This is a genomic window from Variovorax sp. UMC13 (genome assembly GCF_014170375.1).
Taxonomy (GTDB): Bacteria; Pseudomonadota; Gammaproteobacteria; order Burkholderiales; family Burkholderiaceae_C; genus Variovorax.
Window position 1 is genome coordinate 156764 of the sequence record NZ_LZZW01000023.1, and the last position, 26391, is coordinate 183154.

24 protein-coding genes are annotated in these 26391 nt (G+C 68.6%); 8 read left to right on the plus strand and 16 right to left on the minus strand.

What is annotated here, in order from left to right:
* Positions 1-36: 36 nt before the first annotated feature.
* The 12 genes from A9977_RS18655 to A9977_RS18710 form a co-directional block, all read right to left on the minus strand.
* Complete coding sequence (locus tag A9977_RS18655; RefSeq protein WP_183026368.1) at positions 37-735, minus strand: RraA family protein; 699 nt, start codon at positions 733-735, stop codon at positions 37-39.
* 10 nt (positions 736-745) lie between these two features.
* Positions 746-1777 (minus strand): tripartite tricarboxylate transporter substrate binding protein, encoded by a 1032-nt coding sequence (locus A9977_RS18660; RefSeq protein ID WP_183026369.1) that lies wholly within the window; start codon positions 1775-1777, stop codon positions 746-748.
* A 38-nt stretch (positions 1778-1815) separates the two neighbouring features.
* On the minus strand, positions 1816-2814 hold the full coding sequence (locus A9977_RS18665; RefSeq protein WP_183026370.1) for a tripartite tricarboxylate transporter substrate binding protein: 999 nt from the start codon (positions 2812-2814) through the stop codon (positions 1816-1818).
* Positions 2815-2845: 31 nt separating this feature from the next.
* Positions 2846-3937, minus strand: a complete 1092-nt coding sequence (locus A9977_RS18670; RefSeq protein ID WP_183026371.1) for a LacI family DNA-binding transcriptional regulator — start codon at positions 3935-3937, stop codon at positions 2846-2848.
* Positions 3934-4695: an SDR family NAD(P)-dependent oxidoreductase gene (locus A9977_RS18675; protein WP_183026372.1), complete on the minus strand. Its 762-nt coding sequence runs from the start codon at positions 4693-4695 to the stop codon at positions 3934-3936. The genes A9977_RS18670 and A9977_RS18675 overlap by 4 nt, the downstream gene beginning before the upstream one ends.
* Before the next feature lie 2 nt (positions 4696-4697).
* Positions 4698-6020: a histidinol dehydrogenase gene (gene hisD, locus A9977_RS18680; protein WP_183026373.1), complete on the minus strand. Its 1323-nt coding sequence runs from the start codon at positions 6018-6020 to the stop codon at positions 4698-4700.
* A 127-nt stretch (positions 6021-6147) separates the two neighbouring features.
* Positions 6148-7152: a tripartite tricarboxylate transporter substrate binding protein gene (locus tag A9977_RS18685; RefSeq protein WP_183026374.1), complete on the minus strand. Its 1005-nt coding sequence runs from the start codon at positions 7150-7152 to the stop codon at positions 6148-6150.
* A complete protein-coding gene (locus tag A9977_RS18690; RefSeq protein ID WP_183026375.1) occupies positions 7149-8135 on the minus strand; it encodes a tripartite tricarboxylate transporter substrate binding protein in 987 nt (328 codons plus the stop codon). Before A9977_RS18690 ends, A9977_RS18685 begins: the two co-directional genes overlap by 4 nt.
* 56 nt (positions 8136-8191) lie before the next feature.
* Positions 8192-9586 (minus strand): FAD-binding oxidoreductase, encoded by a 1395-nt coding sequence (locus A9977_RS18695; protein WP_259652036.1) that lies wholly within the window; start codon positions 9584-9586, stop codon positions 8192-8194.
* Positions 9587-9594: 8 nt separating this feature from the next.
* The gene (locus A9977_RS18700) at positions 9595-10563 is read right to left on the minus strand and encodes a tripartite tricarboxylate transporter substrate binding protein (RefSeq protein ID WP_183026377.1); all 969 of its coding nucleotides are present in this window, start codon (positions 10561-10563) and stop codon (positions 9595-9597) included.
* Between the two features lie 49 nt (positions 10564-10612).
* Complete coding sequence (locus A9977_RS18705; RefSeq protein ID WP_183026378.1) at positions 10613-11503, minus strand: SMP-30/gluconolactonase/LRE family protein; 891 nt, start codon at positions 11501-11503, stop codon at positions 10613-10615.
* A gap of 40 nt (positions 11504-11543) precedes the next feature.
* Positions 11544-12704 (minus strand): alpha-hydroxy acid oxidase, encoded by a 1161-nt coding sequence (locus tag A9977_RS18710; protein WP_183026379.1) that lies wholly within the window; start codon positions 12702-12704, stop codon positions 11544-11546.
* A gap of 121 nt (positions 12705-12825) precedes the next feature.
* On the opposite strand from A9977_RS18710, the gene A9977_RS18715 reads away from it, so the two are divergent.
* Entirely contained in the window at positions 12826-13749 is a 924-nt protein-coding gene (locus tag A9977_RS18715; protein WP_183026380.1) for a LysR substrate-binding domain-containing protein, read from the plus strand.
* Between the two features lie 81 nt (positions 13750-13830).
* Here A9977_RS18715 and A9977_RS18720 read toward each other — a convergent pair whose 3' ends face one another.
* Positions 13831-15117: a porin gene (locus A9977_RS18720; RefSeq protein WP_183026381.1), complete on the minus strand. Its 1287-nt coding sequence runs from the start codon at positions 15115-15117 to the stop codon at positions 13831-13833.
* Between the two features lie 352 nt (positions 15118-15469).
* Here A9977_RS18720 and A9977_RS18725 point away from each other — a divergent pair, with 352 nt between their 5' ends.
* Genes A9977_RS18725 through A9977_RS18740 form a run of 4 tightly spaced genes read left to right on the plus strand, consistent with a single transcriptional unit; the run spans position 15470 to position 19629 of the window.
* Positions 15470-16804: an ABC transporter substrate-binding protein gene (locus A9977_RS18725; protein WP_259652037.1), complete on the plus strand. Its 1335-nt coding sequence runs from the start codon at positions 15470-15472 to the stop codon at positions 16802-16804.
* Positions 16749-17687, plus strand: coding sequence for a carbohydrate ABC transporter permease (locus tag A9977_RS18730; protein WP_220811901.1), 939 nt, complete (start codon positions 16749-16751; stop codon positions 17685-17687). The genes A9977_RS18725 and A9977_RS18730 overlap by 56 nt, the downstream gene beginning before the upstream one ends.
* Entirely contained in the window at positions 17684-18550 is an 867-nt protein-coding gene (locus tag A9977_RS18735; protein ID WP_183026382.1) for a carbohydrate ABC transporter permease, read from the plus strand. Before A9977_RS18730 ends, A9977_RS18735 begins: the two co-directional genes overlap by 4 nt.
* Before the next feature lie 14 nt (positions 18551-18564).
* On the plus strand, positions 18565-19629 hold the full coding sequence (locus tag A9977_RS18740; protein WP_183026383.1) for an ABC transporter ATP-binding protein: 1065 nt from the start codon (positions 18565-18567) through the stop codon (positions 19627-19629).
* Here A9977_RS18740 and A9977_RS18745 read toward each other — a convergent pair.
* Positions 19562-20653, minus strand: a complete 1092-nt coding sequence (locus A9977_RS18745) for a LacI family DNA-binding transcriptional regulator (protein WP_183026384.1) — start codon at positions 20651-20653, stop codon at positions 19562-19564. The two genes, A9977_RS18740 and A9977_RS18745, sit on opposite strands and share 68 nt — an antisense overlap.
* Positions 20654-20813: 160 nt before the next feature.
* On the opposite strand from A9977_RS18745, the gene A9977_RS18750 reads away from it, so the two are divergent.
* A complete protein-coding gene (locus A9977_RS18750; RefSeq protein ID WP_183026385.1) occupies positions 20814-21968 on the plus strand; it encodes a hypothetical protein in 1155 nt (384 codons plus the stop codon).
* A gap of 18 nt (positions 21969-21986) precedes the next feature.
* Complete coding sequence (locus A9977_RS18755) at positions 21987-22733, plus strand: alpha/beta fold hydrolase (protein WP_183026386.1); 747 nt, start codon at positions 21987-21989, stop codon at positions 22731-22733.
* Here A9977_RS18755 and A9977_RS18760 read toward each other — a convergent pair.
* The gene (locus A9977_RS18760; RefSeq protein WP_183026387.1) at positions 22719-23657 is read right to left on the minus strand and encodes an alpha/beta hydrolase; all 939 of its coding nucleotides are present in this window, start codon (positions 23655-23657) and stop codon (positions 22719-22721) included. The genes A9977_RS18755 and A9977_RS18760 overlap by 15 nt on opposite strands.
* A gap of 26 nt (positions 23658-23683) precedes the next feature.
* Positions 23684-25162, minus strand: a complete 1479-nt coding sequence (locus tag A9977_RS18765) for an NAD(P)/FAD-dependent oxidoreductase (RefSeq protein WP_183026388.1) — start codon at positions 25160-25162, stop codon at positions 23684-23686.
* A gap of 114 nt (positions 25163-25276) precedes the next feature.
* Between A9977_RS18765 and A9977_RS18770 the strand changes: the two genes are divergently transcribed.
* Positions 25277-26299 carry an AraC family transcriptional regulator ligand-binding domain-containing protein gene (locus A9977_RS18770; RefSeq protein ID WP_183026389.1) on the plus strand — a complete coding sequence of 341 codons (1023 nt, stop codon included), beginning with the start codon at positions 25277-25279 and terminating at the stop codon, positions 26297-26299.
* Positions 26300-26391 lie beyond the last annotated feature (92 nt).

The window sequence follows — 26391 nt, forward strand, 5'->3', positions numbered from 1 at the left end:
CTCTTTCGTGGGCGCGGGTCGCGCGATGGTTCGGTGTCAGTGGATGTCGTCGGCGTTGCGCATCGCCTGCGCGAGTGCGTCCAGCGTGAAGTCGCCGCTGCGCGCCGCGGCCAGCAGCGGCGCTTCCTTGCGCCGCGTCAGCTCGATGCAGCGCGGCAGGTCGTGCAGGTACTGCGGTGCGATCCGCACCGCGCCGTGGTGGTCGGCGTGCAGCAGGTCGTCGTGCGCCACGCGCAGCCCGAACACCTCGACCGGCGTGCCGATGTCGACCAGGTGGACGAAGGCATGCGACGGGCCGATGCTGCCGGCCAGGATCGGGAAGCTCGGCGACAGGTCGCCGAGGTCGCGCACCGAGCCGTTGGTGAGCACGCCCGCCACGCCCAGCCCCTGGTGCACGGCCGAGTTCACCTCGCCCCAGAAGGAGCCGGTGCCGGGTCGTTCGTCCAGGTCCTGCATGACCACGATGGTCGGCAGCGCAGCGCTGCCCGCGGCGTGGCGGTAGTAGTCCAACCGCAGTTGGCGCGCCTCGGCAGGCGACAGCGACGAAGGCGCCATGGCCCGGATGCGCGCGGTGCGCGCATAGCCCAGCATCGGCGGCAGCGGCGCGGGTGCGGCCACCAGCGTGCCGTAGGTGAAGCCCTGCGCGCTGCGCCCGCCCATGGCGAGCTCGAGTGCGTTGCAGACCGTCGGCGTGTCGACAGCGCGCAGCGTGCGGATCAGTTCGGGCGTCAGCATGGCCGCGCTCTCAATCGATGGAGACGTGGTTGGTCTTGATGAGCTCGGCGAACTTGAGCGTCTCGTCCTGGATGAACTTGCGGAAGGCCTCCGGCGTCATCGGCTTGGGCGTGAAGCCCTGCGCGGCCAGCCGCGCCGTCACTGCGGGCGAGGCCAGCACCGTGACCACTTCCTTGTTGAGCCATGCCACCACCGGCGCGGGCGTGGCCGCGGGCGCCAGCAGGCCGAGCCAGGTCACGGCCTCGAAGCCGGGCACGCCGGATTCGGCCAGAGTCGGCAGGTCGGGCTGCAGCGGCGAGCGCGCCGCGCTGGTCACGGCCAGCGCCTTGGCCTGGCCGTTCTTGGCGAAGGCCAGCGCGGTCGTCATGTTGTCGAACTGCATGTCGATCTGGTTGCCCGCGAGGTCGACCAGCGACTGGCTGCTGCCCTTGTAGGGCACGTGCACCGCCTTGCCGCCCACGCGGTTGAGCAGCATCAGCGTCGTGAGGTGCTGCGAGGTGCCGTTGCCGCTGCTGCCGTAGGAGATCGCGTCGGGCTTGGCCTTGATCGCGGCCACCAGCTCCGGCACGTTGCGCGCGCCCGACTTGTTGCTCGCCAGCAGCACCAGCGGCGTGCTGGCGAGCTGCGTGACCGGCGCGAAGTCCTTGTCGACGTCGTAGCTGATCTTCTTGAGCAGCGTCGGGTTGACCGACAGTGCGGTCTGCGTGCCCAGCAGCAGCGTGTAGCCGTCGGGCTTGGCGCGCGCCACGTACTCGGTGCCGATACCGCCGCCGGCGCCGGCCTTGTTGTCGACCACCACGGCGGTGCTCCAGCGTTTGCCGAGTTCGTCGGCCACCAGCCGCGCCACGATGTCGGTGGCGCCGCCCGGTGCGAAAGGCACCACGATCACCACGCGGCCGGTGTGCGGGTAGCCGCCCGGGCCGGCTGGTGCCGGTGCCTGCGCGGCGGCGAGGCCGGCCAGCGACAGCGTGGCGAGCGCGGCCGCCACTTGGCCGAAGCGGCGGCGGGCGAAGGAGGGGAGGAGGTGCGATGGCTTCGTCATGGGGATGTCTCTTTGCGTGGTGTTCGTCGTCGTGAAGTTCATTCGGCCTGGATGCCCGCGTCCTGGATGACCTTGCCCCACTTCAGGATCTCGGCCTGCTGGAAGCTGGCAAAGGCCGCGGCCGTGCGGCCGTCGGGTTCGACGCCGAGGTTGCGCAGCTTCTGCTGCACCTCGGGCTGCGCCACGATGGCGGCGATCTCGCGGCTCAGGCGGTCGACGATGGGTTTGGGCGTGCCCGCGGGCGCGAACACGCCCTGCCACGACTGCATCTCGAAGTTCGGCGCGCCGGCCTCGGCCAGCGTCGGTGCGCCCGGCACGTCGGGCAGGCGGCGCGCGGCGGTCACGCCCAGCACCTTCACGCGCTTGCCGTCGATCATCGGCCGCGCCGCGGCCACGGTCTCGAACACCATGTCGATCTGGCCGCCGACCAGGTCGACCATGGCCTGCGAGCCGCCCTTGTAGATGATCTGGCGCATGCGCGTCTGCGTGATGTTCTGGAACAGCTGGCCCGACAGATGCTGCGAGGTGCCCGCGCCGGCCGTGCCGTAGGTCAGGCTGTCGGGCTTGGCCTTGAGCTCGGCGATGACCTGCGCCACCGAGTTGAAGCGGCTTTCCGACGGCACCACCAGCACGTTGCTCACCATGCCCACCAGGTTCACCGGTGCGAAGTCCTTCACCGGGTCGTAGCCGAGGTTGCGGGTGAAGAAGGGATTCACCGCATGGGTGGTGATGGTGCCGCCCATCAGCGTGTAGCCGTCGGCCGGCGAGCGCGCCACGACCTGCGTGCCCAGGATGCCCGAGACCCCCGGCCTGTTGTCGACGATGACCGGCTGGCCCAGCCGCTCGCCGAGGTGCTGCGCCACCAGCCGGGCCACGCCGTCGGACACGCCGCCGGGCGAGAAGGGCACCACGTACTTGATCGGCTTGGTGGGCCAGGCGGGCGCCTGCTGCGCCTGTGCACTGCGGTTCAGTGCGGGGCCGGCCAGGGCCAGCAGGGCGAGGGCTGCGGGCAGCAGCGCGCGGGATCGGATTCGCATGGGAGTCTCCTGAAAGGGGAAGCGGGCGCGCTCAGGCGCCCGGTCGGGATGCAGCGCCGCGCCGCGCGGCACGTGGCTTGGGCGGTGGCTTGGGTGCAGGCGCGGGCGCACCCGCCGCGCGCACCGAATCGCGCTCGACCACGCGGCAGGGAATCACCACGTTGCGCGGACGCGCATCCTCGCGCATCTGCTCGTGCAGCAGCTCGACGGTGGCCTCGACCATCGCCTCGACGCTCTGCACCACCGTCGTGAGGCGGTAGGCGCCCCAGGCCGCCTGCGGCACGTCGTCGAAGCCGACCACGCTCACGTCCTGCGGCACGCGCAGGCCGAGCTCCTGGCGCAGCACGTCCATCACGGCGATGGCCATGTGGTCGTTGGCGACGAACACCGCATCGGGCCGCTCGCCCGGGCCCGCGAACAGCGCGCGCGCCGCTTCCTGCGCACGCTCGAAGCTGTAGTGGCCGACCGCGCGCCGGTACACCGCCGCGCCGGCCTGGGCGAGCGCATCGTTGAAGCCGCGCTCGCGCTCGAGGTTGGTCGACGACTTCTCCAGCCCGGCCAGGAAGGCGATGCGCCGGTGGCCGCGCTCGAGCAGCAGCTCGGCCACCATCTCGCCGCCCCGGTGGTTGTTGCAGGTGACCGAACTCGTGCTGTGGCGCGCGAAGGCGCTGATATCGGGCACGCGGTTGAACAGCACCACCGGCACGCCGACGTCGGCGCACTGGCGTGCGAGGTGCGGCGAGAGCATGGCCGAGGCCATCACCACGCCGTCGATCTGGTACTGCAGGATCTCGTCGAGCACGCCGTCGGTCTCGTCGCCGTCGCTGATGAACATCAGCACGTGGTAGCCCTGCTTCTGCAGCTTCTGCGAGAGCTTCTCGATCACCAGCGGATAGAACTGGTTCTCGAGGTAGCTCATCACCAGCGCGACGATCCGGCTGCGCCCGGTGATCAGGCTGCGGGCCATCGCATTGGGCCGGTAGCCCAGCGTCTTGGCGGCGATCATCACCCGGTTGCGCGTGTCCTCCGACACGCTCGCGCCCGGCGTGAAGGTGCGGCTCACGGCCGACTGCGAGACCTTGGCGAGGCGCGCGACCTCCTGTGCGGTGGGGCCCGGCTTCATGCGGCGCTCCATCCGCCGTCGAGCATCAGCGCGCTGCCGGTCATGAGGCTGGACGCGTCCGACGCGAGGAACACGATGGCGCCCATGATCTCCTCGACCCGGCCGAGTCGGCCCAGCGCGATGCGCTCGACCACCCAGGCGCGGAAGGCCGGGTCGGCGAACATGCCGGCCGTCATCGCGGTCTCGATGAAGGTGGGGCAGACGGTGTTGACGCGGATGTTCGCGTGGCCCAGCTCCCAGGCCAGGGCCTTGGTCATGCCTTCCATCGCATGCTTGCTCGCGCAGTAGAGCGAGCGGCGCGGGCTGCCGACCACGCCCATTTGCGAGGAGACGTTGACGATCGAGCCCGGCAGGCCCGCGGCCAGCAGGCCGCGCGCGACGCTGCGCGTCACGTAGAACGCGGCCTTGACGTTGAGGTCGAACACCGCGTCGATGTCGGCGTCCTCCACGTCGACCAGCAGCTTGGGCCGGTTCAGGCCCGCGTTGTTGACCAGGACCTGGAACGGGCCCGCGGTCGACAGCGCGGCCTCCACCGCCTTCGCATCAGTCACGTCGAGCACCAGGCGGCTGCAGCGGCCGCCCTCGGCGCGGATCTGCGCACAGGCCTCGCGCAGCTCGGGCTCGGAGCGGGCCGCCAGCGTGACCTCGGCGCCGGCCTGCGCCAGCGCCGCGGCCGCAGCCAGGCCGATGCCGCGGCCCGCGCCCGTCACCAGGGCGCGGCGACCGTCGATGCGGAAGTCGGGAGCGCGCGGCAGCATGCTCACTGCTCCAGCGCCGGCACCGGCTGGTACCAGGGCACCTCGGCCCGCTTGCCGTAGCGGCGCACGCGCAGGTTGGCCTGCTCGCCGTGGCCGGCGAAGTTCTCCATGTGGCACAGGCGCGAGCAGTACTCGCCCATCAGCGCGCTGGCTTCGTCGGTCAGCACCTTCTGGTAGGTGCAGGTCTTGAGGAACTTGCCGACCCACAGGCCGCCGGTGTAGCGCGCGGCGCGGTTGGTGGGCAGCGTGTGGTTGGTGCCGATCACCTTGTCGCCGAAGCTCACGTTGGTGCGCGGGCCGAGGAACAGGCCGCCGTAGTTGCTCATGTGCTGCAGGAAGTAGTCGGGGTCGCGCGTCATCACCTGAACGTGCTCGAAGGCCAGCTCGTCGGCCTTCTGCAGCATCTCTTCCTGCGTGTCGCAGACGATCACCTCGCCGTACTCGGCCCAGCTCACGGCCGCGATCGCCGCGGTCGGCAGAATCTGGAGCTGGCGCTCGATCTCGGCCAACGTGTCGCGCGCCAGCTGCTCGCTGGTGGTGAGCAGGATGGCCGGCGAGGTCGGTCCGTGCTCGGCCTGACCCAGCAGGTCGACCGCGCACATCTCGCCGTCGGCCGTTTCATCGGCGATCACCAGCGTCTCGGTCGGGCCCGCGAACAGGTCGATGCCGACGCGGCCGTACAGCTGGCGCTTGGCTTCGGCCACGTACATGTTGCCCGGGCCGACCAGCATGTCGACCGGCGCGATCGACTCGGTGCCGACCGCCATCGCCACCACCGCCTGCACGCCGCCCAGCACCAGGATCTCGTCGGCGCCGGCCATCGACATCGCGGTGACGATGGCTGGGTGCGGCGCGCCCTGGTAGGGGGGCGCAGTCGCGACCACGCGCTTCACGCCGGCCACCTTGGCCGTCAGCACGCTCATGTGGGCCGAGGCCAGCAGCGGGTACTTGCCGCCGGGGATGTAGCAGCCCACCGCGTTCATCGGGATGTTCTTGTGCCCGAGGATCACGCCGGGGAAGGTCTCGACCTCGACGTCCTTCATCGAGTCGCGCTGGATCTGCGCGAAGTTGCGCACTTGCGTCTGCGCGAAGGTGATGTCCTCGATCTCGCGCGCCGACAGGCTCTTGCGGGCCTTCTCGATGTCCGCGGCCGACAGCCGGAAGTCGGCCGGGTCCCAGCGGTCGAACTGCTTGCTGTAGTCGCGCACCGCGAGGTCGCCGCGGGCCTCGACGTCCTTGATGATGCCTTCGACCGTGGCACGCACCTTGGCGTCGTCGTCGGCACGGACCTGCACGTCCTTGCCGCGCTTGAGATATCGGATCATTTGTTTTTCCTGATGAGAAGAGAAGAGGGGAGGGATGGCAGCTGCATACGTATGCAATGTGGAAAGCTTGCATACGTATGCAAACAGGGAAAACCCTAGGAATGCACACGTCGCGCGGTGCGCGGGCTCACTCGATGGGAATGGCGTTGGTCTTGACCAGCAGCCGCGCTTTTGCCAACTCGCTCGCGATGAAGGCCTGCATGGACGCCGGCGACGTCGGCCGGGTGCTGAAGCCCATGGCTTCGAAACGGGATGCGGTCTCGGCGTCCTGCAGCACAGCCTGGACCTCCGCATTCAGCCAGTCGACAAGCGGCTTGGGCGTTCCGGCGGGCGCCAGCATGCCGATCCAGGTCAGGGACTCGAATTGTGCGAAGCCCGCCTCGGACAGGGTCGGCAGCGGGGCTTTCAGCTTGCCGCGGTCCAGTCCCGTCAGCGCCAGCCCCGTGACCTGCCCACTGGTGACGAAGGGCAGGGCCGTCGCGTAGTTGTCGAACAGGATGTCGATCTCGCCGGACGCCAGGGCGCTCAGGGCCGGGCCGCTGCCCTTGTAGGCCACATGGACCGCCTTGGCATCCATCCGATTGAGGAACATGAGCGTGGACAGGTGGATGGACGTGCCGATGCCGCTGCTGCCGTAGTTCAACCCGTCGGGCTTCTTCTTCAGGGCCGCCACCAGCTCGGGCAGGGTTTTGATGCCGGATTGCCTGCTGACCATCAGCACCAGGGGTGTCGTCGCGATCATGGAGACGGGCGCGAAGTCCTTGGCGATGTCGTACTTCAGCTGCCGGGTGAGGGCCGGTGCACTGGCGAAGGAGGTCGCACCGATGAGCAGGGTGAGGCCGTCGGGCCGGGCCCGCGAAACATACTCGGCCGCGATGTTGCCGCCCGCGCCGGCCTTGTTCTCGACGATGACCGCGGTGTGCCACCGCGCGCTCAGCGACTGCGCCACGATGCGCGCGACCAGGTCGGTGGTGCCGCCGGGCGCGAAGGGAACGATCAGCGACACCCGGTTCGCGCCGGGATAGCCCGCGGGTTGCACGACAGGCTCGGCCGCACCTGCGAGCGCGCTTCCGGCTGCGATGCACAGGGCCGCCGTCCAGCGGACCAGCGTGCTGATGCGGCGGTCCTTCATGTGCCCTCCTGGATGTTCAGTTCTCGAATCAACTGGCCCCACTTGGCTTCGTCGCGGTCCATGCGCCGCTGCACGTCGCGCGGTGTGGAGGTGACCAGTTCCACGCCGAGCCTGGCCAGGCGTTCGCGCAGCTCGGGGTCGGCGCCGATCTTCTGCATGGCCTCGCGCAGGCGTGCGAGCACCGGCGCGGGTGTCCTGGCGGGCGCCACCAGGGCCATCCAGAACACCGCCTCGAAGTCGCGCAGGCCCGAAGCCTCCTCCATGGTCGGCAGGTCCGGCAGCAGCGCCAGGCGCTGGGTGGTGGTGACCGCGATGCCGACGGTGCGGCCGCTGCGCATCAAGGGCGCGGCTTCATTGGCCGCGGAGAACATCATCTGGATCGTGCCGCCCATCAGGTCCTGGGCGGCGGGTGCGCCGCCGCGGTAGTGCACGACCGCGACCTTGAGGTTGAAGGCGCGCAGGAAGTACTCGGCCGCCAGATGGTTGACGGAGCCGGCGCCCGAGGTGCCGATGGCGTACCGGTCGGGGTGTTCGCGCACCCGTGCGAGCAGCTCCTTCATGCTCCGGACGCCCAGCCCCGGATGGACCTGCAGGACGAAGGGCGAATCGATCATGAGGGAGATCGGCTCGAAGTCCTTGCGGGCGTCGTATTGCACCGTGCCCTGCAGGATCGGATTGATGACCAGCGACACCGGCGCGGCATAGAGCGTGTAGCCGTCCGCCGGCTGCGTCACCATCCAGTTGCTGGCCAGGGTCGAGGCGGCGCCGGCCTTGTTCTCGATCACCACGGCCTGGCCCAGTTCCTTGCCCAGCCGTTCCATGACGGCTCGGCTCGACACGTCGGTCATTCCGCCGGGCGCATAGGGCACGACGACCTTGATGGGGCGGGCCGGATAGGCCGTGGCGGGCTGTGCGGCCGCAAGGCTGGCGCCCAGGATCAGCCAGGCGGCCAGCGCGGTGTGAAAGGTTCTGGAAAATCTCATCGTTGTCTCCTGTCGTTGTTCTGACGCGGGGGCATGCCGGCCCCGCAATGGGCACTTCAGCCCTCCGGCAGGACCTTGCCCGGGTTCATGATCCCCAGGGGATCGAGCGCGTGCTTGATGGACCGCATGAGGGCGAGCGCCAGTGGTTGCTTGTAGCGACGCAGGTCCCCGGTCTTGGCCGAGCCGATGCCGTGCTCCGCCGACATCGAGCCGGCCATGGCCTCGACCACGTCGAACACGGACCGGTGCACACGTTGCTCGAGGGCCTCGAAATCCGCCTGTGCGAGCGGCTGGGCCGGCTCCACGTTGTAGTGCAGGTTGCCGTCGCCCATGTGGCCGAGCGCGACGATGCGGATCCCCGGGTAGGCCTGCACCAGCACCGCCTCCATGGTGCCGAGGAACTCGGCGATGCGCGAGATGGGCAATGAGATGTCGTGCTTGATGTTGCGCGGCTGCGCATGCGCGATGCGCTCGCGCAGCTGCCAGAACTGCAGCGACTGGGCCTGCGACTGCGCGATGGCCGCGTCGACGATCACGCCCTGGTCGAGGGCCGTCGTCATCAGCGCTTCGAAGCGTTCGACGGCGTGGGCTTCGCTCTGGAGGTCGGACGATTCCAGCAGCACGTACCAGGGGTGGGCGTCGGCGAAGATCCTGGGGGTGTCCGGGAAGCGCCGGCCGACCAGCTCGACGCAGTAGGCCGACATCAACTCGAAGGCCGTGAGTTCGGCGCCCAGCAGCTGCTGGCCGAGGGACAGCAGGTGGATGGCCTGCGCGGCGGACGACACCGCGGCCATCGCGGTCACCCGTGCCGCCGGCTCGGGAAAGAGCTTGAGCGTCGCGCCGGTGATGACGCCCAGCGTGCCTTCCGCCCCGATGTAGAGGTTGCGCAGGTCGTAGCCCGTGTTGTCCTTTCGCAGGCCGCGCAGGCCATGCAGCACCTCGCCCGCGGGCGTGACCACCTCCAGCCCCAGGCAGAGTTCGCGCGCATTGCCATAGCGCAGCACGCCGGTGCCGCCGGCATTGGTCGAGAGGTTGCCGCCGATGGTGCAACTGCCCTGGGCGCCCAGGGACAAGGGGAAGAATCGATCCGCTTCCCGGGCGGCTTCCTGCACCTGCTGCAGCACCATGCCGGCATCGACCGTCATCGTGTTGTTGGCCAGGTCGACCGCGCGCAGCCGGTTCATGCGGGCCAGCGAGAGCACGATCGCATGGCCCGAGGCATCGGGCGTGGCGCCCCCGGCCAGGCCGGTGTTGCCGCCCTGCGCGACCACGGGCACGCGATGGGCGCTGCACCAGCGCAGCAGCGTGGCGACCTCATCCGTGTGGCCCGGCTGCACGACGCAACGCGCCGTGCCGATCCGGTGGCCGGACCAGTCGCGCACGAAGGGCGCCATCTGTTCGGGCGCGTCGATCACGCGGCCGATGCCCGCGGGCAGGGGGGGAGCATGCATGGGCATCGTCATTCGACCCGCACGTCGGCCTCGCGGATCACGCGGCTCCAGCGGGCGCCGTCGCGCTGGATGATCGCGTCCATCTCGGCCGGCGTGCCGCCGACCATCTCGACGCCCAGCGGCGCGAACTTCTCCAGCATGGCCGGCGAACGCGCGATGGCCGCGATGTCGCGCTGCAGCTGGGCCACGATCTCGGGCGGCGTCTTGGCCGGCGCCGAGATGGCGAACCAGATGTCGCCCGCCAGGCCCGGCAGGCCCAGCTCGGCGACCGAGGGCACCTCGGGCAGCAGCGGCAGCCGCTTGTCCGACATCGCGGCCAGCACCTTGAGCTTGCCGCCCTTCACCGTGCCGTAGTTGGAGCCGATGATGTCGATCATCATCTGCACGCGGCCGGTCTGCAGGTCGCCCAGCGCGAGGTTCGAGCCCTGGTAGGGCACGTGGATCATCTTCGTGCCGGTCTGGCTCAGGAACAGTTCGCTGTGCAGGTGGATCACGCCGCCCACGCCGGCCGATGCGAAGGACAGCTGCGCGGGCCGCTCCTTGAGGTAGGCGACGAAGCCCGGCAGGTCCTTCACCGGCAGGTCGTTGGTCACCATCAGGATGCTGGGCGAGGTCGCGAGCATGGTCACCGACGCGAGGTCGCGCCGGCTGTCGTAGCGCATGCTCTTGTAGAGGTGCGGCACCACGGCCAAGGTGCTGGAGGTGGCGAGCAGCAGCGTGTAGCCGTCGGGCGCGGACTTCGCGACGTACTCGGCACCCAGCATGCTCGCGGCCCCGGGCTTGTTCTCGATCACCACCGGCTGGCCGTACTTCTTCGACAGCTCGGCCGCGACCGCGCGCGGCAGCGCGTCGGCCATGCCGCCGGCCGAGAAGGGCACGATGATGCGGATCGGCTTGGAGGGGTAGGCCTGTGCCATGGCCAGGCCGCTGCCGAGCGCCAGCCCCAGGGCCAGCAGCGTTGTCTTCAGGATCTTCATGGAGTTCTCCGGTTCTTGGGGTGGGGGGCGGGGGAATCTCGACCGCTCATCAGCCCAGCCACTGCGGCCGGCCCGGCGTGCGCAGGCGGATGCGGTAGAGCGAGGTGCAGGCCGTGACGTACAGCGTGTGGTGGTCCGCGTCGCCGAAGGCGAAGTTGCAGGCCTTCTCGGGAAAGCGGATGCGCGCGATGCGCCGGCCGTCGGGCATGAACACGTGGATGCCGCCGGGGCCGCAGCAGTAGATGCGGCCTTCCAGGTCGACCTTCATGCCGTCGGGCACGCCGGGCTCGTCGCCCGGCACCTCGGCGAACAGCCGACCGGCCTCGACCGTGCCGTCGGCCAGCACGCGGTGCACATGGATGCGCTTGCGCGGACTGTCGTTGACGTAGAGCAGGCTCTCGTCGAGGCTGAAGCACAGGCCGTTGGGCTGCTCCAGGTCGACGGCGAGGCGCTGCAGTGCGCCCCGCGCATCGATGCGGTAGACGCTGCTGTGGTCGAGCTCAGGCTCGCGCGCCGTGCCGTGCGGCAGGCGCCGGCCGAAGATCGGGTCCGAGAAGTAGATGCTGCCGTCGCGTCGCGCCACGATGTCGTTCGGGCTGTTGAGCTCGCGCCCCTCGAAGTGGCTGGCCAGCACGGTCAGCGTGCCGTCGGCCTCGGTGCGCACCACGCGGCTGCTGGCATGCTCGCAGCTCAGCAGCCGGCCCTGGGCGTCCCAGGTGTTGCCGTTGGTCATGCGGCTGGGCTCGCGGAACACGCGCGTGCCGGACTGCGCGTCCCAGCGGTGCATGCGGCTCTCGTCGATGTCGCTGAACAGCAGGTACTGGTCGCGGCTGTGCCACAGCGCGCCTTCGGTGAAGACGAAGCCGCCGGCGATGCGTTCGATGGGTGCATCGGGTGCGACCACGGCGGCGGCCGCGTCGTCGAAGTATTCGATGGTCATGGAGTCTCCTGGGAGCAAGGAAGGAAGAAGTGCGCCGCGCTCAGATGCCGGGGATGGCGCGCAGGCGGTCGCGTGTCAGTTCGTCGAGCCGGGCGCAGCCCAGCAACGCGAGGTTGCGGTCGATCTCGCCGTGCAGCAGCCCGATCGCATGGCGCACGCCGGCCTGGCCGCCCACGGCCGCCGCGTACATCAGCGGCCGGCCGACGAAGACCATGCGGGCGCCGAAGGCCACGGCCTTGAGCACGTCGGCGCCGCGGCGGAAGCCGCCGTCCACCATCACCGGGAAACCCTCGGGCACCGCGGCCACGATCTCCGGCAGCGCCTGCAGCGTCGACAGGCTGCCGTCGAGCTGGCGGCCGCCATGGTTGGAGACGATCACGCCGTCGAGCTGCAGCCGCACGGCCTCGGCCGCATCGGCCGGATGCATCACGCCCTTGAGCAGCAGCCGGCCCGGCCAGCGCGCGCGCAGCCAGGCGATGTGCTCCCAGCTCAGCAGGTCGCGTCCGGTGCGAAAGCCGTGCGCCGGCTCCTCGGTGATGCGGCAGCCGATCTCCTCGTAGAGGTTGCACCAGCGCGGCACGCCGCCGCGGTACAGCGTGCGCGCGAACACGCCGAGCAGCCAGCGCGGGTGCAGCAGGCCGTCGAGCATCAGCGAGGGATTCAGCGCGAAGGGCACGGTGAAGCCGCGGCGCGCGTTGTTCTCGCGGTTGCCCGCGACGCAGGTGTCGATGGTCACGACCAGCACCTCGGTGCGCGCGGCCTGCAGCCGCTGCAGGATGCGCTCCATGCGCGCGGTGTCGCCCGGAAAGTAGCCCTGGTACCAGGTGCCGGGCGCGAGCTGCTGGATGCGCTCCAGCGGCACGTTGGACGAGCCGCTGAGGATGAAGGGCAGCCCGGCCGCGTGCGCGGCCTGCGCCAGCGCCAGGTCGGCCTCGTGCCGGCACATGCCGGCGATGCCCATGGGCGCGATGCCGACTGGCAGCGGATGGCTGCGGCCCCACAGCGCGACGTCTGCGCTGCGCCGGCTCACGTCGCGCAGCCCGCGCGGCACGAAGCCCACGCGGGCGAAGGCGGCGCGGTTGTCGCGCAGCGAATGCTCGGCCTCGGCGCCACCGGCGACGAAGCCGAAGACCGCGCGCGGCAAGCGGCGCCGCGCCGCGGTTTCGAAGTCGTCCAGGGAAAGGAAATGGGAGAAGGCCATGCGTGTCTCGTCCCGGCTTGGATGCCGCGAAGGTGCGGCTGCCGGTGGTCAGGGCCGATTCTCTGGAGTCGGCAGTTATATTGCCAATACTCAAATTGAATGTGATTGAGACAGATCCTGTATGACTGCCCACCTCGACCTGCGCGTGCTCCAGTCCTTCCTCGTGCTCGCGGAGGAGCTCAGCTTCACGCAGGCGGCGCGCCGGCTCCACATGACGCAGCCGCCGTTGAGCCTGCAGATCAAGCAGCTCGAGGCGCAACTGCAGACGCAGCTGTTCGAACGCACCAAGCGCAGCGTGCGCCTCACCGCGGCCGGGCAGGTGCTGCGCACCGAGGTCGAGAAGCTGTTCGAGTCCGAGCACCGCGCGCGGCAGATGGTCACGCGCGCCGGGCGCGGCGAGGACGTCGGCCACATCGCGATCGGCTTCACGCCCGTGGCCACGCTCGAGCTGGTGCCCGCACTGCTGCGGCGCTTCAGCACCCAGGTGCCGGGCATCCTCTATTCGTTGAAGGAAACCAGTTCCGATGCACAGATGGCCGCGCTGCTGCGCAACGAGATCGACATCGGCTTCCTGCGCCCGCCGGTGGTCGACTCGCGCCTCGATGCGCGCTGCCTGCTGACCGAGCCGCAGGTGCTGGCCGTGCCGGCGGCGCACCCGCTGGCGACGCGCGCCAGGGTGCACGTGAAGCACCTGCACGGCGAGATGCTCGCCACTTACGAGCGCCGCACCGGCCGCTACGCGCACGACCTCATGATGACCTGGCTGACGCAGAACGACGTGGTGCCCGCGCGGCTGCACGACGTGGTGCAGCACCACGCGATGATGGCGCTGGTGAGTGCCGGCATCGGCATCGCGCTGGTGCCCGCATCGACCGCCAGCCAGCCGGTGAACGGCGTGGTGTTCCGGCGTCTCTCGGGTCCCGCGGCGCCGCGCATCGAGATGTGGATGGCTTGCCGCAAGGACTTTTCCAACCCGATGACGCGGCTGTTTGCCGATGCGGCGCTGGCCTACGCGCGGTCCTGGAAGGTGGCCTTGCCGCATTGAGCGCTTCCAGCAGAAAGGCCATTCAACCTCCGTCGAATGGCCTTTGGTTCTTGACGCGAAGCGGCTTTCGCCGGCATCGAACTAGAAAGCGTGGCGGATGCCGAAGTCGTAGCCCGAAGCGCTCTTCGGCGCATAGCCGCCGCTGTTCAGGTAGGCCGGCGACCCGCCGGTCGCGACACCCATGATCAGCGGGTTGTTGGCGGCGTTCTTCAGGTTGATGTGTGACAGCCCGGCGTACAGCGCCGTGCGCTTGGAAAGGTTGTGCACGTAGCTGAGCGCCCATTGATCGGCCCGGGCATCGCCGTTGTTCGCGCTGGTGGCCGGCGCCGCGCCGTTCTTGTACTTCACCGACGAATAGGAAGCGCGGACCAGCCCCACGCCGATGGGCGCGGTCACGCCCAGCAGGTAGCCGTTGTACTTGTCGGTCTGCTGCGTCGTGCGGAAGGTCGGCAGGCCGGCGACCGTGGTCGTCGCGCCCAGTTCGTTCCTGTCCTGCGTCTGGCCGAATTCACCGATCAGCTTGAAGGGACCGAAGTCGTACGAGGCGCCGAGGTTGAAGATGTTGATCTTGCGGTCCTGCGTCGCGGTGACGGTGCCGGTCGCCGGCGTCGCGCTGTCGGCGGCGATGCTTTGCGAGTAGGCCGCGGCGATGTCGAGCGGTCCGTTGGCGTAGCCGAAGCGGGCGCCGATGTAGCGGCCCTTCTTCGACGGACTGCCGTTCGTGTCGCTGGACTTGATCGTTTCCGGCAGGGCGTACATCGCCTGGCCGTAGAAGCCGCCCAGGTTGCGCGGCAGGAAATAGCCGATCGAGTTGCCGGCGCGAACGTAGGTGTCGGAGGCGGCGATGGCCGAGCCCGGACCGTAGGTCGACGCAATCTTCGCGTTCACCCGGAACAGCAGGGTCGTGCCGACGCCGTTGTTGCCGTGCGGATCGAAGGTCCAGTCGTTCCAGTAGGTGGGCGTCAGGTCGCGGCCCAGGCGCAGTTCGCCGAAATCGCCCGACAGGCTAACCGTAGAGCGGCGGTTGAACTGCAGGTCGCCGGCGGAACTGCTGCCGCGGCCGTCGTCGTTGTTCAGGCCCGCTTCGAGCCAGAAGCCTGCCGCCATGCCGCCACCGAGATCCTCCGTGCCACGGAAGCCCAGGCGGCTGGTGTTGTAGCCCGAGTTGGCCAGCACGGTCTGGCTCTGCTTGCGGCCCGCGGGGGGCACGAGCGATGGCGCTTGCGAGGGGCTCGTCGGTTGGAACACGCTCTTCGTCGCGTAGTGGCTGACCGAGGCGTCGAGGATGCCGAACAGCGTGACGGACGACTGGGCCGAGGCCACACCGGCGGCAGCCAGGGTGGCGAGCGCAACTAGGGATTTTTTCATTGCAGGTTTCTTGAAAGGTGAAACGGAGGGGCCGGTGCACAGCGTTCTCCGTGCCCGGCAGGTCTGCGCTGACCGGGTCAACGCATTCGAATGCACTGTGTTGGTCTTGCATTCGAATGCAAACGCGGAAAAACCCTCGAGAAGCGCGGCGAATTCAAGGTGCGACGGGAAGTGATGCGAGCCCGGGCGTGCGCGGCCGAAGTACGCCGCCAGATAGGGTTTGTCCGGGGTTTGCATACGTATGCAAGCACCACACAGTGCATCCGAATGCACCAGACGGGTCCGCTGCCGATTCCGTCGCTGCGAAACCGTTCCAGCCGCTCAACTTCACACATCCGACAAGGGGACAAACTTGAAAAGAAGGCACTTCATCGAGGCAGCAGGCGCTGCCGCCGTTGCCGGCGCATCGGCCATGCCGGCGTTCGCGCAGGCCACCCTCCCGTACGCGTTGAAAGCGAACAAGCCTCATGCGGGCAAGACCCTCAACGTGCTGCTGCCTCCGGCTTCGCAGTTCCGCGCACAGGAAAAGCGTCTCGCCGAGTTCGAGAAGCTCACCGGCATCAAGGTGGTCTACAGCTATGTCCCCTACGGACAGTTGCTGGACAAGATCACGACCGAGGCGGTGGCGGGCAATGGCGCCTACGACGTCATCGCCTACCAGGACAGCTGGCTGGCTGCGTTGTCCGGCTACTTCGAGCCGATCGACGCCGTCGTCAAGGCCGATGCGCTGGACCTGGCGCGCTATCCGAAGGTCTTCAGCGCGGCGTCGATCTACGAAGGCAAGAACTACGGCTTGCCCGTGCGCGCGCACCCGCAGCTGTTCTTCTATCGCAAGGACCTCTATGCCCAGGCCGGTGCGACCGTGCCACGCACCTGGCAGGAAATGATCGCAAGCGCGAAGCTCGTCCAGGAAAAGACCGGGGTGCCCGGTGTCGCGATGGACTATGTCAAGGGCAGCGGATTCCAGAACCTCTGGCTCTGGTTCAACTGCCTCTGGGGCCATGGATCGGATCTGCTGGACGCGGCCGGCAAGCCGCGGTTCAACGATGCCGCCGGCGTGCTCGCCACCCAGGCGTATGTCGACGTGCTGGTCAAGCACAAGGTCGCCAATCCGGGCTCGACCCAGTTCAACGAGTACGACATGGTCAACTCGATGGCGCAGGGTGCCTCGGCCTCGATGATGGTCTGGTGGTGGACCTATTCGGTGCTGACCGGCGCGCGCTCCAAGCTGAAGGCGGAGCAGGTGGGCTTCGCGCCCATGGTGCGCTTCGAGGATGGCAAGTCGCCCACGGTGGCGGTCATCATGCCCTTCGGCATCAGCAGGCAGTCGCGCCAGAAGGAGGCCGCCTGGGAGTTCATGAAATGGGTGACCAACCCCGAACTCGAGCACGCGATCGTGACGGACAAGAGCGACCCGGCCACCGCGGACATCGTGGCGACCCACATCGCCACGCTCGCCGACGAGAAGGTGAACCAGGCCAACTTCGGCCTGCCCGCGGTCGCGTTGAAGAGCCTCGACGGCGCCCGGGGTCTGCCCAAGCTCGTGGTGTGGCCCCAGGTCGCGTCGGTGCTGGAGACGGCCATCTCCGAGATGGTCTCGAACGGCAAGCCAGTGAAGGCGACGCTGGACGATGCCGCCCGCCAGGTCGAGCGGATCACCCAGCGCTCCGGCGGCCGCCGAGGATGAGGCGCAGCCCGTGAAAGATCGCTACCTGAAATACGCGTTGCTGGCGCCGGCCCTGCTGGTGTGTGCGGCGACGCTGTTCTATCCACTGCTGCAGTCGCTGGTCTACTCGACCCAGGACTGGAACCTCGGGCGCTCTCCGGCGCCTGAGGGCTTTGCCGGCCTGGCGAACTACATGGCCTTGCTGCGCGACCCCGACTTCCTCGGCAGCGCCAAGGTGACCCTGTTGTTCACGCTGCCCTCCGTGACCCTGACGATCGTCGTGGCGATGGCGATGGCGCTGCTGCTCGCCGACAGCGGGCGGCTGCAGGTCAACGCGCGCACCTTGCTCGTGATTCCGTTCGCGATGTCGCCGGCATTGATCGGCATCTCATGGCGCTTCATGCTGAACCCGGAATTCGGCGTCGTCGATGCCGTGGTCCGATGGTTCCTGCCGGGCCTGAGCCCCGTGCCGATCCTGTCCGATCCGGTCCTGGCCATGGCGGCGCTGATTGCCGTCGATGTCTGGCACTGGGCGCCGTACTTCATGCTGACCTTCATCGGTGCACTCGCTGCCTTGCCGCGCGATACGGTGGATGCCGCGCAGGTCGACGGTGCGGGAAAAGTCCGGATCTTCTTCGAGATCATGCTGCCGCAACTGTGGCCGGTGCTGACGATCGCGATCCTGTTGAAGACCATCTTCTCGCTCAAGATGCTGGACCAGGTGGTCACCATGACCGCGGGCGGCCCCGGCGTGGCGACGGACACCTTGCCGCACATGGTCTACACCACCGCCTTCCGCTTCTACGACATCGGCTACGCATCGGCCATGGCCTGGTTGCTGGCCGTCGTGATGATGGGGCTGGCCATGCTCTATTCGCGCTTCGTGATGGGAAGTTCCAAATGACCGCGTATGTGAACCCTGGCATTTCGTCTCTGAAGATCGACGGCCGCCGACACCGCCGCAACGGCCGCAGCCTGCGCAATGCCGCCATCGTCTTCATCACCGTGCTGTGGGTGCTGCCGGTGCTCTGGATCATGGCGACGGCCTTCAAGCCGCCTTCCGAGGCGGCCGGGCTCGCGCTGTGGTTCAAGCCGACGCTCTCCAATCTGTTCGCGTCCTTCGGCGTGCCCTACCTGCTGGGTTCGCGGCTGCTGAACAGCATCCTGGTGACTGCCGGCACCCTGGCCATCGCGATTCCCGTCTCGACGGCCGCAGCCTATGCCTTCTCGCGTTTCCGCTTTCCGGGCGGATCGGCCGCGCCGCTGGTGCTGCTCGCGACCCAGTTCCTGCCGCCGGTGATCATCGTGATCCCGCTCTTCGTGGTGTTCCGGAATCTGGGGATGCTCGACACCCGCCTGGCGTTGGTCATCGCGAACCTGTCGTTCGTGGTTCCCTATGCGACCTGGATGATCAAGGGCTTCTTCGACGGGCTGCCGGTCGACATGGAAGAGGCGGCGCAGATCGACGGTGCTTCGCGCCTGATGGCGTTGTGGTCCGTGGTCGTGCCGGTCGCGGTGCCGGGCATCGCCACGGCGGCGATCTTCTCGTTCGTCGTGTCGTGGAACGAGTTCTTCTATGCGCTGGTGCTGACCAGGGATCACGCGGTCACCTTGCCGGTGGCGCTGATGAGCGCCCGGTCCGAGCAGGGCGATGCCTGGGAAATCATGGCCACCATGGGGCTGTTCATCATCGCCCCCATGCTGGTCATCTCGCGCTATGTGCAGCGCTATTTTGTCGCCGGACTGGTGTCCGGCGCGGTTCGTTGATCCGGGGAGGCCCTATGGCAGCAGTAAGACTGAACAATGTAGAGAAGCGCTGGGGCGACGTCGTGGGCGTGGCCCGGCAATCCCTGGAGATCGCCGACGGCGAATTCATGGTCTTCCTCGGCCCCTCGGGCTGCGGCAAGACGACCACCATGCGGATGGTGGCCGGGCTCGAGGAGCCCTCCGGCGGCGAGATCTGGATCGGCGACCGCGACGTGACCGATGCCTTGCCCAAGGACCGCGACGTGGCCATGGTGTTCCAGAACTATGGTCTCTACCCGCACCTCACGGTGGGCGACAATATCGGCTATCCGCTGCGGATTCGCGGCCAGGGCCGCAGCGAGCGCAAGGCCAAAGTGCTGGAGGTCGCGCGCAAGGTCGAGCTCGAGCACCTGCTGGAGAGGCGGCCCCGCGATCTCTCCGGCGGCCAGCGCCAGCGCGTGGCCCTGGCCCGGGCGATCGTGCGCCGGCCGCAGGTCTTCCTGATGGACGAGCCGCTGTCCAATCTGGACGCCAAGCTGCGCGTATCGATGCGCGCCGAGATCCGGCGCCTGCAGGCGGAGTTGCGCATCACCACCATCTACGTGACGCACGACCAGATCGAGGCGATGACGCTGGCCGACCGGATCGTGGTCATGAAAGGGGGCGTGATCCAGCAGGTCGGCACACCCGCGGAGGTCTATGGCCAGCCGGCCAATCTGTTCGTCGCCGGCTTCGTGGGTTCACCGCCCATGAACCTGATGCCAGCCGTTGCGCAGGAGGGGCTCCTTCGCGTTGCCGGGCAGCCCGTCGGTGCTGTCCCCGTCCCTGTCGCGCACGGCGCCGATCTGGTGTTGGGCATCCGGCCGGAGGACCTGGTCATCGTGCCGCCCGATGAAGCCGATCTGCGCGGTCAGGTCTACATGTTCGAACTCACGGGCGACGCCGTGCTGGTGACGGTCGACGTCGGGAGCTCACGCATCTGCGTGCGCGGAGACCGGCATCTGCGTCACGGCATCGGCGATGCGATCGGCCTCAGGCTGGACCCGCAGCACTGCCACTTCTTCGACGGCCAGACGCAGAAGCGCCTTCAGCTGGGCTGATGGGCGCAAGGGGCGCCGACGCCCGCGCGACGACGGCACCGTCCACGAGGATGGTCTGAACGGCGGCCGCGGGCTGCTTGATGCGTGCCTCGAGGAGCCTCACGGCCTGCTCGGCCATGCGCTGGATGGGTTGCCGCACCGTCGTCAGCCGATAGCTGGGTCGCGCGGCTTCGGGCACATCGTCGAAACCGGCGACCACGAGGTCGTCCGGAATGCGCCACTCGAGCGAGAAGCGGCAGGCGTCCATCACGCCCATGGCCATGGCGTCGTTGGCGCAGAAGACGCAGTCCGGCCGCACGCCCGAGGCGGCGGCCTCGAGGAACGCGTCGTGGCCACCTTGATAGGAGAAATCCGTGTGCAGGACACCGATCGGTTCGACATTCGCCTTGCGCAGCGCGGCGAGGAATCCCTCCATGCGCGCGACGTTCACCGGCGCCTGTGCCGGGCCCCCCACGCACAGGAAGCGCCGGTGGCCCGCCGCCAGCAGCGCCTCGGCCAGCTCGCCCGCGCCCTTGGCGTGGTTGGTGGAAATGCTGTCGGCCTTCACCCGGCCCGGCAGGCGATTGAAGAACAGCACCGGCACACCATGCGTGTGGAACCGCGTCACGAAGCTGTCTTCCAGCGTCGCGCAGCTGATGAGCCCGTCCAACGGGTACCCCTGGATGTCTGCGATCGCGCTGGCCACCGCCTCGTCGTCGTCCACCGCCAGCAGCACGAGCCGCTTGCGGGCCTTGCTCAGTGCGTCGCCCAGGGCATACAGCAGGCCCGGCGATCCGTGCAGCGTGTAGCGCGTGATGACCAGGCCCACCGCATGCGATTGGCCGGTGATTAGCGACTGCGCCAGCAGGTTGGGCGTGTAGCCCAGACGGGCCGCGACCGCCTGCACGTGCGCCCTGGTCTTCTCCGAGATGTTGCTCCCGAGCTGGAAGCAGCGCGACACGGTGGACTGGGCGACGCCAGCGGCGGCCGCCACGTCGTAGGACGTGGCGCGGTTGTGGCGGGGGAGGGAGGAAGGATCGGTCAAGGCAGTGAACTTTACCCACAAAAAAAGCCCGGCGGTGCGGGGTGGAAGGCCAAAGGGTCATTGTGAATACCTTGCAAGCTATGCAGAATGCATTCGAATGCATAACTCGCGTCAGAACCAGCGCGATGTCTTTTGAAACCCCATCCGAAAGGAACTTCCCATGCACACCGAGACCTTGAAACCCGAGGCGGCATACGCGCGCGCCATCCATCGCTCCGACATGGTCGCCTGCAAGCTGGCCTTCATCGATTGCAAGCTGCCGGGCTCCGACAAGAAGGAGAACTACTCGCTCATCGGTGCCGGCGTGACGCAGTCCGAAGACCAGGTGGTGAACCTCGTCGAGCCGCACGGCTTCAGCCTCGGCGTCGCGGCGATGCCGCCCGGCGTGACCAACAACCTGCACATGCATTTCACGGCGGAGGTTTTCATGGTCCAGCAGGGCACCTGGAAATTCCGCTGGGGCCACGGCGAAAGCCAGGGCGAGGTGCTCGGCGGCCCCGGCGATGTCCTCAGCATGCCGACCTGGATCTTTCGCGGCTTCTCCAATGTGGGCGGCGACGATGGCTGGATCGTGACGGCGCTGGGCGGTGACAACACCGGCGGCATCATCTGGCATCCCGAGGTGCTGGCGGCGGCCGCCGAGCATGGGCTCCACCTCACGCGCGACAACATGCTGGTCGACGTCTCAGGCGGTGCGCCGCGTCCTGCGCCCGATGAGCTGACGCAGCCGCTCGACGCGGAGGACCTGTCGGCGCTGCCGGTCTACACGGCCGAGCAGATGCAGGCATTCATGGTCCGCGCCGATGCGCGCGAGTGGTCCGACCGTGCACTGGTCGGTGCCGTGCTGTCCAGCGGTGAATGCGCACTGGCGCCGGCCCTGGGCTACGGCATGTCCGAACGTCGAGGCCATGTGGCCCCGATCACCGGGGCGCATGGGTTCTCCATCGATTGGCTGCGCCTCGGCGCTGCCGGTTCGACCGGTGCCTTCCTCTCGCGCGACAAACAGGTGCTTTGCGTGATGCGCGGCAGCCTCGAACTGCTGATCAACCGCGGGCCGGACCAGGTCGTCGTCCGGCTGGAGGAGCGCGAGGTCTACTCGGTGCCTGCACACGTCTGGCGCGAACTGCGATCGTTGGGCGAGCAGGCCTGCGAACTGACGGTGACGACCGCGGGCGATCACCGCAAACGGCTCGTGTGGGCGCAGGAGGTGGTCGACGCGGCGGACGCCCGCGGTTTCACGGTCGATCCGAACGGATGCATCGTCCAGCGCAGGCTGCTTCCGCTGTCGGCGCTGGACGTCGGTGTCGCGGCCTGACCCATGGGCGGCCAGGGCATGACGCCGTTGCTGTTGCTGCCCGGAACGCTGTGCGACGAACGGGTCTGGGCGCCCGTGCTGGATGGATGGGCATCGGCAACGGGTGAAGGCCGGCGCGACATTCGGACGGTCGCGCTGGAAGGCCACCGGAGCGCGGCCGCGATGGCCTCGGCATTGCTCGAGTCCATGCCGGACCGTTGCGCGATCGCGGGCTTCTCGTTGGGAGGCATCGTGGCCCTGGAGATGGCTGCGCAGGCCCCCGACCGGGTGCTCGGCCTGGCGCTGGTCGCGAGCAATGCACGCCCGGATCCGCCTGAAAATGCCGCCTCTCGCCGGGCCGCCGTGGACCGGGCCCGCTCGGCCGGCATCGAGGCGCATGTGCGGGATGAACTGCTGTGCCGCTACTTCGGCTCCGCGCATGCGCAGGACCGCGCGTTGCGCGATCTCGTGTGCCGAATGGCCGTGGACACAGGGATCGATGCGTACCTGGCGCAATCGGACATCGCATCGAATCGCTCCGACAGCCGACCGAGGCTGCGCGACATCGGCGGGCCCACCCTGGTGGTGGGCGGCGACGAAGACGGCATCAACCCGCCCGACAGGCAGGAAGAGATGGCGCGTGCATTGCCGTGTGCCGAGTGGCATCAGGTGAAGCACGCGGGCCATTTCGTCCCCCTTGAAGCGCCGGCCGAACTCGCCGAACGCATGGCGCTATGGCTTGATCGGGTCGACGCCGATCGCAACGCGAAGCTATCGTTTCAGTAGCACGCCGAAGCGCTCGATGCTCTGCGTGATGAGCGCCTGCGCGGCCGGCGACCAGCGGCCCATGTCGAAGAAGCCGTGGATCATGCCGGGCCCTTCGATGAGCTCGGCCTGCCCGCCCGCGGCGCGCAGCGCCTCGGCATAGGCCGCACCCTGGTCGCGCAGCGGGTCGAACTCGGCCGTCAGGACCACGGCGGGCGGGAGGTTCGCGAGGCTTCGGGCCTGCAGCGGCGCCAGGCGCGGGTCCATCGTTTCGGTGTAGCCACCCAGGTAGTGGTCGATGAACCAGGCCATCGTGTCCAGTTCCAGGAAGTAGCCCTTGGCGTTCTGCTCGATGCTGGGATACGTCGCCGCCGCATGGTCCACGGCCGGGTAGATCAGGAGCTGCGCCGCCAGCGGCAGGCCGGCGTCGCGCAGCTGCTGCGTCACCACGGCGGCGAAGTTGCCGCCCGCGCTGTCGCCGGCCACCGCCACGGTGTCGTTGCCGCCCAGCTCGCGCGCATGCGCCACGATCCACTTCGTGGCCGCCACGGCGTCCTCGATGCCGGCGGGAAAGGGGTGTTCGGGCGCGAGCCGGTAGTCCACCGACACCACCACGGCCTGCGCCCCCCGGCAGATCTCCCGGCACATGTTGTCGTGCGTGGACAGGTCGCCGATCACGTAGCCGCCTCCGTGGAAGTACGCCACGGTGGGCAGCGGGCCCGCGGCCTGCGGGCGGTAGATGCGTGCGGGGAGGGCGCCCGCTGCACCGGGCACGGTGGTGTCTTGCGTGCTGGCCACGGGCACGCGCTGTTCGGGCGTAAGCGAGCCCGCGGTCAGCGCCAGATAGCCGGCGCGGCTTTCTTCGGGCGTGCTTTCGTGGATGGGCTTGGCGCCGGATGCGGCCATCATCTGCAGGACGCCGGCGATGTGGGGATCGAGTGGCATGGTCGAAGTCTCCTTTTGTGGTGGGTTCAGTGGTAGCTCAGGGTGGCCTCGGTGGCGGGCTGCAGGGCGGGCAGGGCGGTGCGCTCGTCGCCGTACTCGTGCATCTGCTTCCAGGGCGCCTGCCAGGGCGAGCGGTTGCCCTGGCGCGGCAGCTTGTCCTGCGCGCGCAGCATGTAGCCGGCACTCACGGTGGTGGGGTCGGTCCAGGGCTCGCGCGGCATGTCGGCGTCCGCGGCGCCCAGCGTGGGAACGACCACCTCGTGGCCCGTCGCGCGCATGTGCGCGAGCACCCGGCACACCAGGTCGCTGACCAGGTCGGCACGCAAGGTCCAGCTGTAGCGGAAGTAGCCGATGGTGTGGGCCATGTTGGGAATGCCCTGCACCATCATGCCGCGCCAGGTCATGTGCTGCGTGAAGTCCACGGGCTTGCCGTCCAGGCGGAACGGCACGCCGCCCAGGAACTGCATGTTGAAGCCGGTGGCGGTGACGACGATGTCGGCCGCCAGGTGCCGCCCGCTGCGCAGGCGAATGCCGGTGGCGTCGAAGCGCTCGATGGTGTCGGTCACCACCGATGCCTTGCCGCTGCGGATGGCGGCGAACAGGTCGCCATCGGGGATCACTGCGATGCGTTGCTGCCACGGCCTGTAGCGGGGGTTGAAATGGGTGTCGACGTCGTAGCCCTCGGGCAGGCGGGTGCGGGTTTCCTGCAGGAGGACCTCGCGCAGGTCGTCGCTTTGCTCGCGCGCCAGCCGAACCACTTCATCGGTCTTGGCGATGAAGGCGCGGCGCATGATCTCGTGGAACCAGTCGTCGGGCAGGTCGAGCGGTCGCAGCTGCTCTTCCAGCGGATGCGCCCAGGGCTCGCACGCGAAGAAGGTGGGCGAGCGCTGCAGCATGGTCACGTGCGCGGTCTCGTTCGCCATGTTCGGGATCAGCGTGGCCGCCGTGGCGCCCGAGCCGATGACGACCACCTGCTTGTCGGCGTAGTCCAGGTCCTTCGGCCAGTGCTGCGGATGCACGATCCGGCCCTGGAAGTCCTGCATGCCCTCCCACTCGGGCGTGTAGCCCTTGCCATGGTCGTAGTAGCCCGCGCACATCCAGAGGAAGCCGGCGGTGTAGGTGAGCGTCTCGCCCGTGTCGCCGCGGGTGACCTTCACCGTCCAGCGCTTGTCCTGCGACGACCAGTCGGCGGACGCGACCTGGTGCTGGAAGCGGATGTGCGGCGCGAGCGCGTTGTCCTCGATCACCTCGTCCAGGTAGTGGCGGATTTCATCCGCGGTCGCGATCGACTTCCCGCGCCAGGGCTTGAAGCTGTAGCCGTAGGTGAACAGGTCGCTGTCCGAGCGCGCGCCGGGGTAGCGATGCGTCCACCAGGTGCCGCCGATGCCGTCCATGGCTTCGAGGATGGCGAAGCTGCCGTCCGGAAAATGCCGGCGCAGGTGGCAGGCCGCGCCGATGCCGGACACGCCGGCGCCGATGATGAGAAAGTCGACATGCTGTGCCATGAGGTTGTCTCCTGTTGTGGGTGGCAGGGTCATGCTAGGTTTTGCCCTCAGGCGCCGCTTGTGTTTGCGCGACAGAATCTTGATCTGACGCGACACACCGGAAGCCCTCCAGCCATGCCAGTCGATTCCTCTGCGAGCCTCGTGCGCGCCGCTGCGCTCGCCCATTTCGATGAACTGGTGCGCTCGCTGGGCGGGGATCCCGCGGTCCTGCTGCGGGCCTGTGGGCTCGGGCTGGACGATCTGAAGGACCTCGACCGCTACCTGCCGTACCGTTGCGTGGCGCAGGCCATCGAGGAGGCCCCGCGCGCGCTGGCCGCGCCCGACTTCGGCCTGCGCCTGTGTGCGCTGCAGAGCGTGGAAACCCTGGGCCTGCTCAGCCTGGCGATCCAGTCCGCACCCACCGTGCGCGAAGGGATGATGCAGGTGGACAAGTACATCCACTTCCACAACCCCGCGCTCACCTTCCGCAATTTCATGAGCCCCGGCGAAGGGCTGGAATGCCTGGGCGTGATCCACCGGCTGCAGCCGCTGGCCGAGATGCCGCAGGTCACGGAGATCTGCGTGTCCTACCTTTGCCGGCTGATCGACCTGCTGTCCGAAGGCGCGTTGCACCCGGTCGCGATCCACCTGCGGCATGCGCCCCTGGGCAGCAGCGCGCAGTACCGGCGCCACATGGGGCAAGTGCCGCACTTTCGGGCTGCGTTCGACGGCATTGCCATGGACCCCTTGGCCTGGCGCCGGCCGTTGCCGCTGCACAACCGGCTGCTGCAGCAGTTCGTCGAACGCTTCCTGCTCGGGCTGCCGTCGGGGCGGGAGGCGTCGATGGCCGACCAGGTGCGTGGCGTGCTGGGCAACCTGATGCGCGTGGGCATCGCCGACCTGGGCGCCGTGGCGCGGGTGCTCGATCAGCACCCGCGCACCCTGCAGCGCCGCCTGTGCGCCGAGGGCGTGGTCTTCGAAGATCTGCGCGATGCCGAAAAACGGGCCTGGGTGCGCCAGTTGCTCGACCAGCCCGGCCTGAGCCTCGGCGAGATCTCGAACCTGCTGGGCTTCGCGGACCAATCGGTTCTCACGCGCGCCTGCCGGCGCTGGTTTGGCGCCGCGCCCCGGCAGTTGCGGCGCAGCCGGAGGCCCTGATTGCTGGCAGCCGGACGAGACCCAAAGGCCCGACGAAAAAAAGCCCGCTGCCATTTCTGACAGCGGGCTCTCCAGAGGCCTTGAGGCTTGTA